This is a genomic window from uncultured Amnibacterium sp. (genome assembly GCF_964244015.1).
Classification (GTDB): Bacteria; Actinomycetota; Actinomycetes; order Actinomycetales; family Microbacteriaceae; genus Amnibacterium.
Genome location: NZ_CAXTHO010000051.1, coordinates 1 through 18,137 on the forward strand (window position 1 = coordinate 1; position 18,137 = coordinate 18,137).

Genomic DNA, 18,137 nt, shown 5'->3' on the forward strand with positions numbered 1-18,137 from the left:
AACCACTGCATGTCGTTCGAGTACGTGCTCGAGACGTTCCCGATCGACCGCGAGGAGGCTTATGCCTCCCATGTCGACATCCCGTCGATGGCGGCGAAGGAGCAGTTCGAGGTCGAGTTCATCCGCCGGATGTCCGAGCAGACGCTCGACATCACGACGACGGCCGGCAAGCAGGACTTCGTCCGCAACCTCGTCGCCTACAACGTGATCCTCGAGGGGATCTGGTTCTACTCGGGCTTCATGGTGGCGCTGTCGTTCCGGCAGCGGAACCTGCTGCGCAACTTCGGGTCGCTCGTCGACTGGATCGTGCGCGACGAGTCGCTGCACCTGAAGTTCGGGATCAACCTGATCCTCACGGTGCTGGAGGAGAACGAGGACCTGCAGACGCCGGAGTTCGCGGAGGAGATCCGCCAGATGATCCTGAACGCCGTCGCGATGGAGGAGCAGTACAACCACGACCTGCTCCCCGGCGGCATCCTGGGCCTGAACGCGAACTACATCAACCAGTACGTCAAGTACCTGGCCGACCGCCGGCTCGAGGAGCTCGGCTTCGAAGCCGAGTACAAGGTGTCGAACCCGGCGAAGTGGATGGCGACGGCGAACGACACGCTGCAGCTCGTCAACTTCTTCGAGTCGACGAACACCTCGTACGAGTCCAACGCGCAGGCGACGGTGTCCTCCCGCTGAACCGATGACGAATGCGCCGCCGCCCGCTCCCCGCAGGGCGGCGGCGCATCTCTCGGGTCATCTCCGGGCGCATTCGGACATTCCGGGCGTCCGATACCGCCCGCCTCGTCCGTTCGCGCCCGGGTTCCCTGGGTGGGCAGCGATACCGGCCCCGTCTCGGTTCCGGAGGTGCTGATGCGTGCGGTCGTGCTGCTGCGCGGGGTGAACGTCGGTGGTGTCCGCTTCGCGATGGCCGACCTGCGGGTCGCGCTCGAGCAGGCGGCGTTCACCGACGTGCGGACGGTGCTCGCCAGCGGGAACGTGCTCCTGACGTCCGGCGGCGGCGATCGGCGCGCCATCGCCGGCCGGGTGCACGAGGTCATCCACGATCGGTTCGGCTTCGACGTCGCGGCGATCGCGGTAAGCCTCGCCGTCATCCGGTCCGCGGTCGAGGGCTACCCCTTCACGAGAACCGCCGACCGGCACGCCTACGTCGTATTCGCCGGCGACGCAGTAGCGCTCGCGGATCTCGTGGACCTCGCGGGCGGCATCGATTCCGCCGAGGAGCAGGTGCGCCCGGGCGAGGACGTCGTCTACTGGGACGTGCCGAAGGGCCGCACGCTGGACAGCCCGTTCGGCACCCGGTTCGGCCGCTGGCAGCGGTCGGGTGCCGTGACCACCCGGAACATCAGGACGCTCGAGAAGATCCTGGCCGCGGCAGCCACCTCCACCGGCTCCGTCTGACCGGTCGGTGACGATCGCTCGGGGGACGGGTGGTGGAAGAACGGGGAACATGTGATCGACTTCCTGTGATGCGTCCCGCGAGTGCGTTCCTCGGGGGTCGGACGTTCACGATCCGCGATGCGACGGAGGAGGACGTGCCGGCGCTCGCCGCGCTGCTCGCCGACGACCCGATCGGAGCGACGCGGGAGCAGGTGGAGGACCTCCGGCCCTACCTCGTGGCGTTCCGGGCGATCGATGCGGATCCCGCCCACCTGCTCGTGATCGTCGCGGACCTGGACGGCACCATCGCCGCGACGCTGCAGCTCACGCTGATCCCCGCGCTGTCCCGGCGCGGGCTGCTGCGCGGTCAGATCGAGGGGGTACGGGTCGCCTCCGCCTATCGCGGCGGCCCGCTCGGGTCGCTGCTCGTGCGGTGGGCGGCGGACGAGGCCCGCTCCCGCGGTGCCGGTCTCGTGCAGCTGACCACCGACCTCCGCCGCGCGGATGCCCGCCGCTTCTACGAGCGCCTCGGCTTCGTCGGCTCGCACGTGGGGATGAAGCGTGACCTCCAGATGCCGGGACGGACCGGTGCTGCTGGAACGGACGGGGCGGAGGACTGCTGACGTCGCGCGGTACTCGTGACCATTACGCGGTAGGTCGACCCACAGCGCGAAGGTGGGGGTACCGCGCGACGTGGTGCGGCTACCGCGCGAGGGCTCGGGTGGCGGTGCGCGGAGCGACCAGCAGGACGGCGAGGCCGAGGAGCGCAGCCAGGCCGAACGCGCCGGCGAACTCGGCGTCTGGGGCGAATGCGGTGACGATGCCGACGACGGTGAGCGCGAGTCCGTTGCCGAAGCCGTCGCCGATCTGCAGCGCCGCGCTGCTGCGCCCCCGCTCCTCCGGTGCCGAGAGCGCGAGCGTGGCGGTGCTGAGGCGCGGGTAGGCGGTCCCGATGCCGAGCCCGGCGAGCAGCCAGCCGGCGACCATCACCGGGATGAGCCCCGACGCGGTACCGAGCCCGACGAGCACGGCGCCGACGAAGAACGCGGCGGCGCCCAGCCCGATGCACCGGCGGTCGGAGAGCCGCTCGCTGTACCGGCTCTGCAGCGCGGAACCCGCGGCCCAGGAGACGGCGCCCACCGTCGTGATCGCCCCCGCGATCACCGGCGAGACGCCGCGGAGCGTGATCAGGGAGTACGGGAGGTAGGCGTCCGCCACGCAGAAGCCGCCGCTGAACAGTCCGCGTGCGACGATCACCGCGGGCAGTCCGCGGGCCACGGTCAGCGCGCCCTTCGGGAGCAGCGGCCGGAGCGCGACGACCGCGGCCACGGCGGCGAGTGCCGCGAGCGCCGGTCCGACGGCGGGGAGGCCCAGCAGCGGGCGCATCGCGAGCAGCGCGACGGCGGCCCCGACGGCCCAGCCGATGCGGGCGACCGGCACGCCCGCGCCGGTGCCGGCCATCGGCCGCGATCGCAGCTGCGGCAGCAGCAGGAGGGTGGCGGCCGCGACGAGCGGGATGATGCCGATGAACACCCAGTGCCAACTCAGGTAGGTGGAGACGGCCCCGGCCGCGAACGGCCCGATCAGCGACGGCAGCACCCATGCCGCGGCGAGGAGCGCGAAGACCCTCGGATGCAGCTGCTCCGGGTACACGCGCGCGACGAGCACGTAGAGCGCGACCCCGATCGCTCCGGCGCCGAACCCCTGCAGCGCGCGGCCGGCGATGAGGATCGGCATCGTCGGCGCGGTCCCGGAGGCGAGCAGCCCGAGCGCGAACAGGCCGGCTCCGACGAGCAGCGGCCGCGTCGGCCCGCTCCGGTCGCTCCAGGCGCCCCCGATGACGTTGCCGATCACGCCGGTGGCCGCGAAGGCGGAGAACGTGAGCGCGTACAGCGACTGCCCGTGCAGGTCCCGCGCGGCGAGCGGCATCGCGGTCGTGACCGCCAGCGCCTCGAACGCGATGAGGAACCCCAGCGCGAAGATCCCGGTGGTGGCGACCCGGAACTTCGCGGAGAAGGCGCCGTCGCTCACCGCCTCAGCCTAGGAAGCCCCGATGGGCGGATTCGGTGTGCGCCGCCCCTTGCCTCCACGCGGTCGGAGGCGCAGGCTGAGCGTCGAGGAGGTGATGCGCATGACGGATTCATCCGTGAACACCGACGCGCCTTCCACCTCGGTCGTTCCGATCTAGCGATCGACCGAGCGGGGCAGGCCGCGCGTCGGGCCGGGCCGGCACCCATCCGGGTCGTCGGCCCGGCACCGCGCTGCGGCCCTCTGCACGACCGGCACCTGAACATCCGGTGATGATCGGCGCGGCCGAACCGCTTCCCGTCGCCGATGACGTCGGGCGGTGGAACACTGGAGGCGTTGCTGAGGTTGACGACCCGGTGACCCGTCGGGGGCCGGTGCGACACGCGCCGCCCCTGTCGTCCCGGCTCGAATCCTGAGCCCGTCAAGGACGCCGCCCCCGAATCCTCCGGAGGTCCCTGTGACCGAGATCGTCGACCGACCCCCGACCGCTGCCGCTGGTCGCCCCGACCGCTTGAGCAAGGGCGACGCGACCGCGATCGGCGTGCTGCTCGTCTCCGCGTTCGTCATCGTGCTGAACGAGACGATCATGAGCGTCGCCATCCCGGTGCTCATCAACGACCTGCACATCGACGCCAGCGCGGGTCAGTGGCTGTCGACCGCCTTCATCCTCACGATGGCGGTCGTGATCCCCGTCAGCGGCTTCCTGATCCAGCGGGTGACGACCCGAACCCTGTTCGGGATCGCGCTCGGATCGTTCGTCGCCGGCACGCTGCTGGCCGCGGTCGCGCCGACGTTCGAGGTGCTGCTGGTCGCCCGCGTCGTCCAGGGCATCGGCGCCGCGGTGATCACGCCGCTGCTCTTCACGACCGTGATCACGCTCGTGCCCGAATCCCGGCGCGGCGTGATGATGGGCAACATCTCGATCGTGATCTCGGTCGCGCCCGCTGTCGGCCCGACCGTCTCGGGACTGATCCTGAGCGCCCTGCCGTGGCCGTTCCTGTTCTGGTGCGTGCTGCCGATCGCGGCCGCGGGGCTCGTCATCGGGCTGCGGCTGATCCCGAACCTCGGGGAGCCGCGCCACGTGCCGATCGACTGGATCTCCATCCCGCTGTCGGCCCTCGGGTTCGGCGGCCTCGTCTACGGCTTGAACGCGGTCGGCCAGGGCGCATCGTCGAGCACGGGCATCGACCCGGTCGCCATCGCCGTGCCCGTCGCGCTCGGCGCGGTCAGCCTCGTCGGCTTCCTGTTCCGCCAGCGCGCGCTGCAGAGGACCGACAACGCGCTGCTCGATCTGCGGGTCTTCCGGTCGAGGGTGTTCAGCGCCTCCGTCGCCTCCGGCGCGCTCGCCTTCATGGGGCTGCTGCTCAGCGCGATCCTGCTGCCGATCTACCTGCAGCAGGTGCTCGGCCTGACCGCGTTGCAGACCGGGCTGCTCGTGCTGCCCGGCGGCTTGACGATGGGGCTGCTCGGCCCGGTCGTCGGTCGCCTGTACGACCGCTTCGGCCCGCGTCCCCTGCTGATCCCGGGGCTCGCGCTCGCGATGGTGGGCCTGATCCTGCTCGGGACCACGCTCACCGCCACGACGCCCGCATGGCAGGTGCTGATCTGCCACGTCGTCCTCAGCCTCGGCCTCGCGGCCGTGCTGCCGTCGGTCTTCACCGCCGGACTCTCCGCGGTGCCGGCCCGGTTCACCTCCTACGGCAGTGCGATCTTCGCGACCGTGCAGCAGGTCGGTGGCGCGGCCGGCACGGCGCTCGGTGTCACGCTGCTCGCGGTCGGCGCCTCCGCGTGGACCGGTGGCGGCGGTGCGGGCGCGGCGGAGGCGTCCGGCACGCGACTCGCGTTCCTCGCGGCCGCCGCCGTGATGCTGACGGCGGTCGTGGTCGCGACGATGGTGAAGCGCGTCCCCTCCGAGCACCCGGTCCCCGCGGCCCACTGACCGACTCTCCGTTTTGTAGGAAGGTTCTTCCTACAAAACGGAGAGTCGTGCGCGACCAGGAGCTGCGGAGGTGTCGTGAACCGGAACCCGATCATCGGCAGGAGTTCGCGGCTGTCGATGCTGCGCCTCCACCACAGCGGTGCGCAGCCGGTCAAGGTGCTGCTGATCGGCGACGGCGCCCACCTGCTCGCCGCGGTCGACGACGCCACACTCGCCGAGCGAGCGGCCGACCGGATGTGGCTGTCGACCCGCCGCGGCGTGGACCTCGACGTGCTGACCGACCTCGCGCCCGTGCTGCGAGCGGTTCAGGGTGTGTTCCGCACCTGGCGGCTCTGGCGGTACGACGTGGTGCTCGTCGCGCTGGGCGACGGGCTCGATTCCGCCCACCGGCCCCGCACGCTCTCGCGCGTCGGTGACCTGCTCGAGGAGGTCATCGAGGACGCGGCCGATGCGACCGAGGTCGTCGTGATCGGGCCTCCTGTCGTCTCGCCCGACCACAGCCGACACGTGGCCGCGCCCGAGGACCGCCTGCGCACGGCCGTCGGACGGCTCGGTTCGGCCCGCGTCCGGTTCCGGACCGTCGACGACGCGTCGGATCCGCTGCAGCGATCCCGGGCGTGGGCGACCGCGCTCGGGGAGGAGGTCGCCGACTCCGTGCTCCGGCTGCAGCACGCCGATCCGGCGACCACGTCGTTCGCTCGGCGGGACCAGGCCGACGAGGAGGGGGCACGGCAGGCGGCCCTCGACTCCCTCGGCATCGTCGGCAGCATGCCGGATCCGAAGCTCGACGACCTCGTCGAGCTGGCGCGGACCGCGTTCGGCACGGAGAGCGCCGAGATCAACTTCATCGACCACGACCGCCAGTGGAAGATGGCGGCGGTCGGCGCGGCACGAGGGGAGAACCCCCGGGCGCACTCGTTCTGCGCCTCCACGATCCAGCGCGCCGAGCCGACGGTCATCAGCGACGCGTGGCTCGACCCGGTGCTGCGCAACAGCCCGCTCGTGCAGGGCGCGCATCCCATCCGCTTCTACGTCGCCCACCCGATCGAATCCGCCGACGGGTACCGGATCGGGTCGCTCTGCGTCTACGACCCCGAGCCGCGCGACGTGCGGGGCCTCGATCTCGCGGTGCTGCGCGATCTGGCGCTGCTGGCGCAGGCCGAGATCACCGGCGCCGATCAGCGCGTGCAGAGCGGATGACCGGCGGGCCGCCCGGCGCTTCGCTCGGAGCGACCCACCAGAACTCCTGAACGACGGAGTTCTGGGTCTTCAGGCCAGGACCTTGCGGATGCGCTGGAGGGAGGCCGGCTCCGAGGTCGGGATGGTCTGCGCGAAGAGGCTGAGGCGGAACTCCTCCAGCAGCCACCTCGCGTGCACGAGCGCGGGCGAGAGGCCGGGCCGCAGCGGCAACGTGCCGCCCGCGCCGAGGTAGATGTTCTGCGCGGTCTGCACCTCCGTCATCCAGACGCGGTCGCGGTTCGCCTGCTCGGGCAGCCGCTCGACACGTCGGGTGACGCCGGCCGTGTAGGCGGCGACCCGCGGCAGCCGGTCCGCGCCGTCGAGTCGCACGAAGCCGGGGTGGATGAGCGCGTCGAGCTGCGCCCGCGCGTCGGTGAGCGCGGGCACCAGCGCGAGGCTCGCGGTCTGCCGGATCGCCCGGTCGGCGTCCCGTGCGCCGGCGAGCGCAGCCGCAGCGGCGCCGACCACCTGGAAGAGGTCGTCGACGACACCGGCGGCGAGCGTCTCGCGCATCCCCTCGAACGTCGTGCGGTCCCACACGGCGCCGTCGGGTGCCGCCCGCAGCTGGACGCGGTCGATGACGGCGTCGAAGCAGTCCTGGAACAGCGCGTCGGTGCTGCGGTACGGGCTCGCGCCGAGCGCCAGCTTCTCCGCTCCCGTCAGGTGCTCCCGCACGTACGCGGCCGGCGACGGGGTCGCGAGCGCGAGCAGCCGATGGACCCCGGCGCGGGTCGACGCGACCTGCTCCTCCGGCGTCGCCAGCAGCCGCACATCCACCGCGGAGCCGGTGTCGACCAGCGCCGGGTACGCGCGCACCACCCCGCCCGCCGCGCGGGTGTCGAGCACCCGCGGCAGCTCATCGACATCCCACGTCGTCATGCCGGTGCGCTCGATCGCCGCGGTGCCGGGTACCGGCCGGGCGACGACGCGGGCGGCGGAGGAGCGGGCGCGGTCGGCGAAGCGCGTCTGCAGCGCGGCCAGGTCGGTGTCGCGGCCTACCTCCTCCGGGGCTCCTCGGCGCCCGCGTGGTGCGTCGGTGACGGCGAAGGCGGGGTGCAGATGTGGAGGCAGGCGGGTCAGGTCGAAGTCGGCCGGGGTGACCGCGACCCCGGCGACGCGGCGGATGACGGGCACCAGCGCGTCGACGAGCGGGCCGGGGGCGGCACCGGTCTCCGGGCCGGCCGGCAGCTCGGGCAGGAGGCGCCGCGCCCAGTCCGCCGCGGGGACGACATGACGCCGGATCGCCTTCGGCAGCGCCTTCAGCAGCGCGGTGACGAGCTCCTCCCGGAATCCGGGGACCAGCCAGTCGAAGCCGGCGGGGGAGAGCCCGGCGAGCAGCGGGAGGGGCACGCGGACCGTGAGCCCGTCGTCCGTGGCGCCGGGCGCGAACCGGTAGGCGAGCCGGAGGCGCTGGTCGCCCTGCTGCCACGTCGGCGGGAAGTCGCGCTCGTCGACCTCCGGCTGCGCCTCCTCGTCGAGCAGGTCGGCCCGCCGCATCGTGAGCAGATCGGGCGTCTGCGCACGGGTGGCCCGCCACCAGGTCTCGAACCGCCGCACATCGGTGACGTCGGCGGGCACGCGATCGTCGTAGAAGTCGAGGACCCGCTCCTCGTCGACCGGGCGGCTGCGCGTGCGCTCGGCATCGTCGTCCAGCTCGGTGCGGAGGCGGCGATTCAGGCGCTCGAAGTCGTACAGCGGGTCGCGGCCCACCTCCCGCGCGCCGTCCTGAGCCTGTCGAAGGGGCCACTGGCCGGCGAGCAGGGCGTGCTCGATGAAGAGGTCGCGGGCGTGCGCGGGGTTGAGCCGGGCGTACTGGATGCGCCGCTTCTCGACGATCGGGACGCCGAACAGCGTCACGCGTTCGTCGGCGACGGCGGCGCCCTGCTTCTGCTCCCAGCGCGGCTCGCCGTAGGAGCGCTTCACGAGATCGCCGGCGATCGGCTCCGCCCAGGCCGGGTCGATCGCAGCGTTCATCCGGGCGAACAGCCGCGACGTCTCGACGAGCTCCGCCGTCATCAGCGCGCGCGGCGGCTTCTTCGCGAGCCCCGAGCCGGGGAACACGACGAAGCGCAGCTGCCGAGCGCCGACGAACTCGACGCTGCCTCGGCGTGGGGTCGCCTTGCCTCCTGCACCCCGGGGCGCGGCCGCGCGATCGTCGCGCAGACCGAGCTGGGACAGGAGGCCGGCGAGCACGCTCTTGTGGATGCCGTCCGCTTGCGCGCCCGCGATCGGGCCGGTCGCGGGCTCGCCGCGCTCGACCGTCAGACCGGTGTCCTCCGCGACCCCGGTGAGCTGACGGACGAGGTCCTGCCACTCCCGGACTCGCACGAAGTTCAGGAACTCGGCCCGGCAGCGGCGGCGGAACGCGCTCGACGACAGGTCCCGGCGCTGCGTCTCGAGGTGGTTCCAGAGGTTCAGCAGGGCCAGGAGGTCGCTGGTCGGGTCCGCGAACCGGGCGTGCTGCTGGTCCGCCTCCCCGCGCCGCTCGGCGGGTCGCTCGCGCGGGTCCTGCACGGTCAGGCCCGCCACGATCGCGACCACGTCGCGCGTGCTGCCGTGCCGCTTCGATTCGAGCAGCATGCGGCCGAAGCGGGGGTCGATGGGGAGGCGGGCGAGGTCGCGGCCCACCTTCGTCAGCGACGGCGGCTCGCCGCCCTTCGCCTCCCGGATCGCGCCCAGCTCGTGGAGCAGGTCGAGCCCGGCCTTCACCCCGCGGGAGTCCGGCGGCGTGAGGAAGGGGAACCGCTCGATCTCGCCGAGCCCCAGCGACAGCATCTGCAGGATCACGGCCGCGAGGTTCGTGCGGAGGATCTCCGGGTCGGTGTACTCGGCCCGGCGCGCGAAGTCCTCCTCCGCGTACAGCCGCACCGCGATGCCGGCGCTCGTGCGCCCCGCGCGCCCGGCGCGCTGGTTCGCGGAGGCCTGCGAGATCGCCTCGATCGGCAGCCGCTGCACCTTCGCCCTGGCGGAGTACCGGGAGATGCGCGCCGTGCCACCGTCGATCACGGCCCGGATGCCCGGCACGGTGAGGCTCGTCTCGGCGACGTTCGTCGCGAGCACGATCCGGCGGCCCACGCCCGCGATGCCGCTGCGCTCAAACACGCGGTGCTGCTCGGCGGCGGAGAGGCGGCCGTAGAGGGGGAGCACCTCGGTGGGGCGGGTGCGCCCGGCGTATCGGCCGTTCAGCGCGTCGGCGACGTCGCGGATCTCGCTCTCGCCGGACAGGAACACGAGCACGTCGCCGCCCGGCATGTCCCGCTCGAGCTCGTCCAGGGCCTCCTGGATCCCGGTGATCAGATCGCGGTCCTCGGAGCCGCCCGGATCCGGGTCGTCCTCATCGTCCCCGGCGTCCTCCCGTTGTCCTGAGGCTCTCGAAGGGGCGACGAGCGGCCGGTACCGGATCTCGACCGGGTAGGTGCGCCCCGACACCTCCACGATCGGCGCGGGCTTCCCCTCCGCGTCCGCGAAGTGCGCGGCGAACTTCTCGACGTCGATGGTGGCGGACGTCACGATGATCTTCAGATCCGGTCGGCGGGGGAGGAGGCGCTTGAGGTAGCCGAGCAGGAAGTCGATGTTGAGGCTGCGCTCGTGCGCCTCGTCGAGCACGATCGTGTCGTATCGGCGCAGGTCGCGGTCGCGCCGGATCTCGGCGAGCAGGATGCCGTCGGTCATCAGCCTGATGCGGGTGTCGGGCCCGGAGGTGTCGGTGAACCGCACCGAGAAGCCGACCAGACCGCCGAGCGGCACGTCCAGCTCCTCCGCGATGCGCTCTGCGATCGTGCGGGCCGCGATGCGGCGCGGCTGCGTGTGCGCGATGGAGGTGCGGCCGAGCTCGAGGCAGATCTTCGGCAGCTGGGTCGTCTTGCCCGACCCGGTCTCGCCCGCGACGATCACGACCTGGTTCCCGCCGATCGCCGCGCCGATCTCGCCGCGCATGGCGCTGACGGGCAGCTCCGGCGGGTAGGTGATCGCCGGGGTCGAGACAGTCATGGAGCTTGTAGTCTGACGGGTTCCGTTTCGAAGGTGCACCATCCCGCGGGGGGCGCGACGCGTCGGCTTCTTGATCGGGCGGCATCGAGGCAGCACACGGCGCGCTCACAGTTTGCGGTCAGCCGAGTCAGAGACTCTGGGGACGTCTTGAAAGGACGGTTTCTGTGAGCATCATCATCTTCCTCGTCGTCGGGATCATCGCCGGCTTCATCGCTCGCGCGGTCGTCCCCGGTCGTCAGAACATGGGCATCCTCGCGACGCTCATCCTCGGAGTCGTCGGTTCGTTCATCGGGGGCCTGATCCTCTCGTTCCTCCCCGGTGGCGAGCCGTTCCCCTCGTTCAACCCGGCCGGCCTCATCGGCTCGATCATCGGGGCGATCGTCGTGCTGCTGGTCTACCTCGCCGTCCGGCGGCGCACTGCCGCCTGAGATCGACCCGTGAAAGACCCCGCCCGTCACACGTGCGGGGTCCTTCTTCGTCCGCTCGACGTCCACCCATCCCCGCCGGGTAGACCTGCACCGTGAGCAACAGCATCCCGCAGGGCCCAGGACCCGAGTTCGGTTCCGACGTCGACGCGACCCCGATCGTCGACGAAACCGAGGCGATCGCAGAGGCCCTCGACGAGGAGGCGGCGCAACTCGAGCGCGAGGGTGACGACGGCACCATCGACATCAGCGAGCCCGAGGGCCCGGAGCTGACCGCGAACAACGACGACATCAGCTGAGATCCCGTGGCCGCCCGCCTCGCCGACGCCGTCAGCCCCTACCTCCGGTCGCACGCGGGGAACCCGGTCGACTGGTACCCGTGGGGCGAGGCGGCGTTCGCCGAGGCGCGCCGGCGCGACGTGCCCGTGCTCGTCTCGATCGGGTACGCGACCTGCCACTGGTGCCACGTCATGGCCAGGGAGAGCTTCAGCGACCCGGACCTCGCCGCGTCGCTGAACGCGCGGTTCGTGGCGATCAAGGTCGACCGGGAGGAGCACCCGGAGGTCGACGCCGCGCTCCTCGCCGCGGCCGGGGCGTTCACGCAGCAGCTCGGCTGGCCGCTCAACGTGTTCGTGACTCCGGAGGGCCGCGCGTTCCACGCCGGCACGTACTCGCCGCCACGGCCGGCGCCGGGGCATCCCTCGTTCCGGCAGGTGCTCGACGCGGTCGAGGAGGCGTGGGTCGAACGCCGCGGCGAGGTGGAGGCGTCCGCCGCCGGTCTGGCCGCCGCGCTCGAGCAGGCGGTGGCCGACGCGCCTCCTGTCTCGCCGGTGACCCCGGAGGCGCTCGCGACCGTCGTCGACGAGCTCGCCGGGTTCGAGGACCGGCAGCACGGCGGCTTCGGCGGCGCCCCGAAGTTCCCCGTCGCGCCGCTGCTGGTCACCGCGCTCGCGCTCGGCCGGTCGCCGCTGCTCGACCCGGAGCGACGGGGTGCGGCCGAGGGCGTCGCGCGCCGCGCGCTCGCCGCGATGCGCGACGGCGGCCTCCGCGACGCGATCGAGGGCGGCTTCTTCCGCTACGCCGTCCGCCGCGACTGGTCCGAGCCGCATTACGAGCGGATGCTCACCGACAACGCGCTGCTGCTCCGCGCCTACGCCGGGATCGGCGACCGCGAGACCGCTGCCGGCATCGTCCGCTTCCTGCGCGACGTGCTGCGCAGGCCGAGCGGCGCGTTCGGGTCGGCGCAGGACTCCGAGAGCCTGGTCGACGGCGAGCGCAGCGAGGGCGGCTACTACGCGCTGGACGCGGACGGGCGCCGCTCCCAGCCGCCGCCTGCGGTCGACGGCAAGGTGCTCACCGGCTGGAACGGGCTCGCGGTCGGGGCGCTCGCCGCGGCCGGTGCGCGGCTCGGCGAGCCCACCTGGATCCGGCTCGCCGTCGACGCGGCCGAGGCGGTGCTGGCCGCGAACCGCCGCGACGGGCGCCTGCTCCGAGCGAGCCTCGACGGCCGCCCCTCCGACGCGGTCGCGACACTGGAGGACCACGGCGGCCTCGCCGACGGGCTGCTCGAGGTCGCCCTCGCGGCGGGGCGGCCGGATCTCGCGGTCACGGCTCGGGAGCTGGTCGACGCCTGCCTGCGCGACGGCGTGCTCGTCGGGCCGGACACCGATCCGACGCTCGCCGCGCTCGGCGTGGCCGGCGGCTCCGACGTGACGGAGGGAGTGGTGCCGTCCGGGCAGACCGCCATCGCATCCGCGGCCTGGCGGCTGCACCTGATGACCGGCGAGGCCCGGTACCGGGACGCCGCGGCGGCGACCGTCGGACCGCTCGCCGCAGCCGCGCTGCAGCGGCCGATCGGTTACGGCGCCGCGCTCGGCCTCGGTCTCGCGATGGCCGAGCCGATCCGGCAGGTCGTCGTGATCGGCCCCTCCGGCGCGCTGGTGGACGCGGCCCGCGCGCTGCCGAACTCGATCTTCATCGCACTCGACGACGATGCGGCCGAGGGTTTCGCGGCGGCGGGGTTCGAGCTGCTGGAGGGTCGGCGCAGCACGGCGGGCGCGGCGACGGCCTACGTCTGCCGCGACTTCGTCTGCCGCCTCCCGGTCACGGACCCGGCCGCCCTCTGACCCAGCGCGGACTTGCCACTCGACGCCCATTCTCGGCGACGGAAAGGGCATCCAGTGGCAAGTCCGCGCCCCGGCTGAGCTTGGAGGCGCGGCTGGCAGGGTGGAGGCATGCCTGACATCCCCCTTCTCTCCGGTCCCGACGGCGCCCGCATCCCCGCGATCGGCCTCGGCACCTACGACCTCCGCGGCGCGGACGGCGTCACGCAGACGGCGTCGGCGATCGCCGCCGGCTACCGCCTGCTCGACACCGCGTTCAACTACGACAACGAGGGCGCCGTCGGGCGGGCGATCGCCGAGGCGGCCGTGCCGCGCGAGAGCCTCGTCTACTCGACGAAGCTGCCCGGCCGGTACCACCGGCACGACCTCGCCAGGTGGGCGATCGAGGAGAGCCTGTTCCGCAGCGGGCTCGACCGCCTCGACATGGTGTTGATCCACTGGCCGAACCCGCGGATCGGCCTCTACGCCGAAGCGTGGAGGGCGCTGGTGGAGGCCCGGGAGGCCGGCCTCGTGACCATGATCGGCGTCTCCAACTTCCTGCCCGAGCACCTCGACCGGATCATCGGTGACACCGGCGTGACCCCGGTGCTCAACCAGATCCTGGTCAACCCCTACGTGCCGCACGACGAGTGGCGCGCCGCCGACGCCGAACGCGGGATCCTCACCGAGGGCTACTCGCCGCTCGGCAACGGCACCGACCTGGTGCAGAACGGGTCCGTCACCCGGATCGCCGCCGCGCACGAGGTCAGCCCCGCCCGCCTCCTGCTCGCCTGGGCCGTGACGATCGGCGTGATCCCGCTCCCCAAGTCGGCCACGGCGTCGCGGCAGGCGGAGAACCTCGACGTGTTCGACATCGAGCTGACGGGTGACGAGCTGGAGGAGCTGGCGAGCCTGGCGCGCGCGGGCGGCGCGGACCCGCTGACCCACGAGGAGCTCTGAGCCAGCACGACGTCAGCGACGTCGCGGTGACCCGGGCGGCTCGTGCCACCCGGGTCACCGCGCGGGCCCGCGTCAGTCGGCGGAGCGGACCGGCGTGGCGGTCAGCTGGACCGGCTGCTTCAGCGCTGCGAGCCGCGCCTCGATCTCGGTCTGCGTGCCGAGGTCCTCCAGGCTCTCGAACTGCTGGTCCAGGCTCGACGACGCCAGCTCCTGCTGACCCATCACCTTCGCCTCCTCGCGGCGGACCTTCTCGTCGAAGCGCCCGAGCTCGCTGGTCGGGTCGCCCAAGTCGATCGACTTCATCGCGCCCAGCACCTGCGACTGCGCGGAGGCGGTCTTCGACCTGGCGACCAGCTCGTTCCGCTTCGAGCGCAGCTGGTCCAGCTTCTGCCGCATGCCGTCGAGGCCCTGCTTCAGCTTGTCGACGACCTCGTTCTGCGAGGCGATGGTCGGTTCGGCGTCCTTCGCCTCCTTCTCGGACTGCAGCTGCTTGCCGATCGCGACCTTCGCCAGGTTGTCGAACTTGTCGGCGTCGGTGGCGTTGCCGGAGGAGCGCAGCTGGTCGGCCTTCGCGGACGCGGCCAGGGCCTTGCGACCCCAGTCGTTCGCCGCGTTGACGTCCTCGGTGTGGTCCTGCTCGAGCATGCGCAGGTTGCCGATCGTCACCGCGACGGCCTCCTCCGCCTCCGCGATGCTGTTCGTGTAGTCGCGGACCAGCTGGTCCAGCATCTTCTCCGGATCCTCGGCCTGATCGATGAGCGAGTTGACGTTCGCGCGGACGAGGCTCGAGATGCGGCCGAAGATCGACTGCTTCACCATGTGTGGGTTCCCTTTCGTAGATGTTCAGTGGGTCTGTCGCTGTGGGGTACGGGGAGTCAGAAGGAGCCGCCGCCGCCTCCGCCGCCGCCCCCGCCGCCGAAGCTGCCTCCGCCGCCGAAGCCGCCTCCGCCTCCGCCTCCCCAGCCGCCGCCACCGCCGCCGGCCCAGCCGCCGCCTCCGCCGTGGTTGCCACCACCGAGGATCCCACCGAGCACGCCGGCGATCACGGCGCCGGTGACGAGGTCGCCGCCGCGGCTGCCTCCTCCGCCGCCGAAGCCGCCGCCCCGGAAGTCGTCGATGTCGCGCTGCGCCAGGTCGGACGCCTCGTTCGCGAGCGCGAGCGCGTGCTGCGCCGAGGCGAGTGCGTCGATGGGGTCGGAGGCCTGCAGGGCGTCCGCGCGGTCCAGCTCCCGCTGCGCCTCGCTGAGACGGGTGCGGGCCTCGCTGCGGATCCCGCCCCGGCGGTTCTCGATGTAGCGGCGCGCGTCCCTGGTCGCCTGCTGCGCGGACTCGATGGCGCGCGGCAGCGTCGCGACCGCGCGGGACAGGCGCTGCTGCCGGTCCCGGATGGGCGCCATCGCGCGCTCGAGCCGGCCGTTGGCCTGCTCCACGGTCGCGAGGCCGGCGGAGGGCGCTTGCAGGTCGGCGGTCTCGATCGCCGCCCGAGCGGCGGCGACCGCGGCGACGAGCTCCGTGTCCTTGGCACCGGCGCGCTGCGCCTCCGCGATGTCGCTCCTGGTGTCCGCGACCGCGGCGTCGAGCTGGCGCTTCGTGGCCATGAACTCCGCCGGCGCGGACACGATGCCGTTCAGCAGCTCTGCGGCCTGACCCAGCGCCTGCTGCGCGGTGCGGAGCGCGACCGCCCCGCCGCCCGCTGCGGCCGCGGACTCCGCCTCGGTGAGCGCGTCGCCGGTGAGCTTCAGGAGCTCATCGGCCTGCTCGAGGTCGTCGGCGGCACCACGGACGGCGTCGTCGCCGAACCGGCTCCGGATCGTCTCGAGCGCCTTCGTCGCCTCCGCGGACCTGGCCTGCAGCTGCGTGCGCTGCTGCGACGCTGCGGGAACGGCGGTCGGCAGCTGCTGCTCCAGCTTGCGCAGGTCGTCGAACGCCGTGGTCTGCGCCGAGAGCGTCTTCTCCGCGTCGGCGCAGAGCGCGATGATCCGCTCGGTCATCTCGCGCTTCTGCTCCGGCGTCTCGGGGACGTCGTCGTCGAGCTGCTGCCGGATGGCGAAGGCGTCACGGGCGCGCTGCTTCGCGACGGTCAGCGCCTCCGAGAACGGTTGCGCGGCGTGATCGCCGAACTCCGCGACGGCGAAGCCCAGCTCCTGCTCGCTGGTCGTCAGGTCGTCGTCGAGCGCGATGAGCGCCCGGCTGGCCTTCTGGTCGAGCTCCTTCTGGTCGACGGGAGGCGGTCCGGCGGTGGCGCCGCCATCCCCACCCACCTGGGCGCGCTGCTTCGAACGGCGCCGCAGGACGGAGACGACCACGATGATCACGACGATCAGCGCGACGACGAGGAACAGCGTGATGAACCCGCTCGCACCCGACCCGCCGCTCGTCGACCCGCCGTCGGTGGTCGTGCCGCCGCCGCTCTGCGCCTGCTCGAGCCCGGACGCGAAGGCCTGCACACCGCCGGCCCAGTCGTTGCTGCCGAACTGCGGCTCGAGGTCGCTCGTCGCGACCTGCTGCACGTCACCCTGGGAGAGCGGGAAGTCGTCGGAGGCCCAGAAGCCGTAGGTGCGGGACTGCGTCGCGACGGCCAGCACCAGCGTCTGCCCCGGGCTGTCGGCCGACTGCTCGACCGCCTGCGCCCAGCCGGTGCGATCTGACGGATCCGTGAACGTCTTCACGAACACGACGCGCAGATCGGAGCCGGTCGCCGCGTTGTACGCATCGATCGAGTCGGCGGTCGTCGTCTCCTCGCTCGACGAGAGGACATCCGAGCTGTCGATCAGATGGGATCCTCCGAGGTCGACGGGCGAGTCCGCCCACGCCGCCGAGGCGCCTCCTGCCGTCAGCAGCGCCGCCATGGCGAGGCCGAGCGTCACGCGGTGCAGTCGCATCCCGTCCCTCCTGGAACCACCGGATGGTACCGGGATCGCCCGATCGCTCGATGTGCTCCGGCCATGGACCGATGCAAGGATCGTGCCTGGACGAGGAGGTCATCATGGGGTTCCCGAGCGGGTTCGTGTTCGGCAGCGCGACGGCGTCGTACCAGATCGAGGGTGCGGTGGCGGAGGACGGCAGGCAGCCGTCCATCTGGGACGTGTTCAGCCACACGCCGGGGAAGACGCTCGGCGGCGACACCGGTGACGTGGCCGACGACCACTACCACCGGCTCGACGAGGACCTCGACCTGATGCAGTCGCTGGGGCTGCAGGCCTACCGCTTCTCCGTCGCGTGGCCGCGGGTGGTGCCGACCGGCAGGGGTGCGACGAACCAGGCGGGGCTCGACTTCTACGACCGGGTCGTCGACGGGCTGCTGGCTCGCGGCATCGCCCCGATCGCGACGCTCTACCACTGGGACCTGCCGCAGGCGCTCGAGGACGAGGGCGGCTGGACGGTCCGCTCGACGGCGGAGGCATTCGGCGACTACGCCGGTGTCGTCGCAACGGCGCTCGGCGACCGGGTCGACACGTGGACGACGCTGAACGAGCCGTGGTGCGCGGCGTTCCTCGGCTACGCGGCCGGGGTGCACGCCCCTGGTCGCTCCGACCCGCTCGCCGCGCTGCAGGCGGCGCACCACCTCAACCTCGCGCACGGGCTCGGCGCGCAGGCGGTCAGAGCCGTGCTGCCCGACGCGAAGATCTCGATCACCCTGAACCTGCACGTGTTCCGGCCGGAGGGCCCGACGGGTGCGGAGGCGGCCCGGCGGGTGGACGCGGTCGGGAACCGGGTGTTCCTCGGTCCCATGCTCGACGGGGCATATCCCGCGGATCTGCTCGAGGACACGGCGACGATCACCGACTGGTCCTTCGTGCAGGACGGCGACCTGGAGGCCATCCACCAGCCGGTCGACGTGCTCGGCGTCAACTACTACTCCACCTCCCGGGTGCGGCTGCACGACGGCGGACGGGTCTCCGGCCGCAACGACGGGCCCGGCGGCGACGCGAACCCGTGGCCGGGAGCCGATGCCGTCGAGTTCCTGCCGCCCGAGGGCCCGCTGACCGACATGGGCTGGAACATCGACCCGGCCGGGCTGACCGAGCTGCTCGTCTCGCTGCACGAGCGCTACCCGGACCTGCC

Annotated in this window: 14 protein-coding genes; 10 read left to right on the forward strand and 4 right to left on the reverse strand. The window is 72.6% G+C overall.

Going from position 1 to position 18,137, the window contains the following annotated elements:
- The 3 genes from ACFE67_RS07640 to ACFE67_RS07650 all read left to right on the forward strand — a co-directional run.
- The coding region (locus ACFE67_RS07640) for a ribonucleotide-diphosphate reductase subunit beta (RefSeq protein WP_375406276.1) at positions 1 to 687 on the forward strand (687 nt) is incomplete at its 5' end.
- Between the two features lie 132 nt (positions 688 to 819).
- Positions 820 to 1,410 (forward strand): DUF1697 domain-containing protein, encoded by a 591-nt coding sequence (locus ACFE67_RS07645; RefSeq protein ID WP_375406277.1) that lies wholly within the window; start codon positions 820 to 822, stop codon positions 1,408 to 1,410.
- Between the two features lie 68 nt (positions 1,411 to 1,478).
- Positions 1,479 to 2,012, forward strand: a complete 534-nt coding sequence (locus ACFE67_RS07650; protein WP_375406278.1) for a GNAT family N-acetyltransferase — start codon at positions 1,479 to 1,481, stop codon at positions 2,010 to 2,012.
- Between the two features lie 79 nt (positions 2,013 to 2,091).
- Here ACFE67_RS07650 and ACFE67_RS07655 read toward each other — a convergent pair whose 3' ends face one another.
- On the reverse strand, positions 2,092 to 3,420 hold the full coding sequence (locus tag ACFE67_RS07655) for an MFS transporter (RefSeq protein ID WP_375406279.1): 1,329 nt from the start codon (positions 3,418 to 3,420) through the stop codon (positions 2,092 to 2,094).
- 454 nt (positions 3,421 to 3,874) lie between these two features.
- On the opposite strand from ACFE67_RS07655, the gene ACFE67_RS07660 reads away from it, so the two are divergent.
- Positions 3,875 to 5,356 carry a DHA2 family efflux MFS transporter permease subunit gene (locus tag ACFE67_RS07660; RefSeq protein ID WP_375406280.1) on the forward strand — a complete coding sequence of 494 codons (1,482 nt, stop codon included), beginning with the start codon at positions 3,875 to 3,877 and terminating at the stop codon, positions 5,354 to 5,356.
- Between the two features lie 75 nt (positions 5,357 to 5,431).
- Positions 5,432 to 6,556, forward strand: a complete 1,125-nt coding sequence (locus tag ACFE67_RS07665) for a GAF domain-containing protein (RefSeq protein ID WP_375406281.1) — start codon at positions 5,432 to 5,434, stop codon at positions 6,554 to 6,556.
- Positions 6,557 to 6,625: 69 nt separating this feature from the next.
- On the opposite strand, the gene hrpA is transcribed toward ACFE67_RS07665, so the two are convergent.
- A complete protein-coding gene (gene hrpA, locus ACFE67_RS07670; protein WP_375406282.1) occupies positions 6,626 to 10,585 on the reverse strand; it encodes an ATP-dependent RNA helicase HrpA in 3,960 nt (1,319 codons plus the stop codon).
- 164 nt (positions 10,586 to 10,749) lie between these two features.
- On the opposite strand from hrpA, the gene ACFE67_RS07675 reads away from it, so the two are divergent.
- From ACFE67_RS07675 to ACFE67_RS07690, 4 genes are all read left to right on the forward strand, one after another.
- Positions 10,750 to 11,013: a GlsB/YeaQ/YmgE family stress response membrane protein gene (locus ACFE67_RS07675; protein ID WP_375406283.1), complete on the forward strand. Its 264-nt coding sequence runs from the start codon at positions 10,750 to 10,752 to the stop codon at positions 11,011 to 11,013.
- Positions 11,014 to 11,105: 92 nt separating this feature from the next.
- Positions 11,106 to 11,309 carry a hypothetical protein gene (locus tag ACFE67_RS07680; RefSeq protein ID WP_375406284.1) on the forward strand — a complete coding sequence of 68 codons (204 nt, stop codon included), beginning with the start codon at positions 11,106 to 11,108 and terminating at the stop codon, positions 11,307 to 11,309.
- A 6-nt stretch (positions 11,310 to 11,315) separates the two neighbouring features.
- Positions 11,316 to 13,136 carry a thioredoxin domain-containing protein gene (locus ACFE67_RS07685; RefSeq protein WP_375406285.1) on the forward strand — a complete coding sequence of 607 codons (1,821 nt, stop codon included), beginning with the start codon at positions 11,316 to 11,318 and terminating at the stop codon, positions 13,134 to 13,136.
- Positions 13,137 to 13,244: 108 nt separating this feature from the next.
- Positions 13,245 to 14,072 carry an aldo/keto reductase gene (locus ACFE67_RS07690; RefSeq protein ID WP_375406286.1) on the forward strand — a complete coding sequence of 276 codons (828 nt, stop codon included), beginning with the start codon at positions 13,245 to 13,247 and terminating at the stop codon, positions 14,070 to 14,072.
- A 72-nt stretch (positions 14,073 to 14,144) separates the two neighbouring features.
- Here ACFE67_RS07690 and ACFE67_RS07695 read toward each other — a convergent pair whose 3' ends face one another.
- Positions 14,145 to 14,891, reverse strand: coding sequence for a PspA/IM30 family protein (locus ACFE67_RS07695; RefSeq protein ID WP_375406287.1), 747 nt, complete (start codon positions 14,889 to 14,891; stop codon positions 14,145 to 14,147).
- A 56-nt stretch (positions 14,892 to 14,947) separates the two neighbouring features.
- Entirely contained in the window at positions 14,948 to 16,954 is a 2,007-nt protein-coding gene (locus ACFE67_RS07700) for a TPM domain-containing protein (protein ID WP_375406288.1), read from the reverse strand.
- Between the two features lie 104 nt (positions 16,955 to 17,058).
- Between ACFE67_RS07700 and ACFE67_RS07705 the strand changes: the two genes are divergently transcribed.
- Positions 17,059 to 18,137, forward strand: a 1,079-nt coding sequence (locus ACFE67_RS07705) for a glycoside hydrolase family 1 protein (RefSeq protein ID WP_375406289.1), incomplete at its 3' end; no start/stop codon positions are given.

Excerpts from the sequence above, each read along its gene's own strand:
- ACFE67_RS07650 (WP_375406278.1), top strand. The coding sequence starts at position 1,479 with ATGCGTCCCGCGAGTGCGTTCCTCGGGGGTCGGACGTTCACGATCCGC.
- ACFE67_RS07695 (WP_375406287.1), bottom strand. The coding sequence starts at position 14,891 with ATGGTGAAGCAGTCGATCTTCGGCCGCATCTCGAGCCTCGTCCGCGCG.
- hrpA (WP_375406282.1), bottom strand. The coding sequence starts at position 10,585 with ATGACTGTCTCGACCCCGGCGATCACCTACCCGCCGGAGCTGCCCGTC.
- ACFE67_RS07700 (WP_375406288.1), bottom strand. The coding sequence starts at position 16,954 with ATGCGACTGCACCGCGTGACGCTCGGCCTCGCCATGGCGGCGCTGCTG.
- ACFE67_RS07690 (WP_375406286.1), top strand. The coding sequence starts at position 13,245 with ATGCCTGACATCCCCCTTCTCTCCGGTCCCGACGGCGCCCGCATCCCC.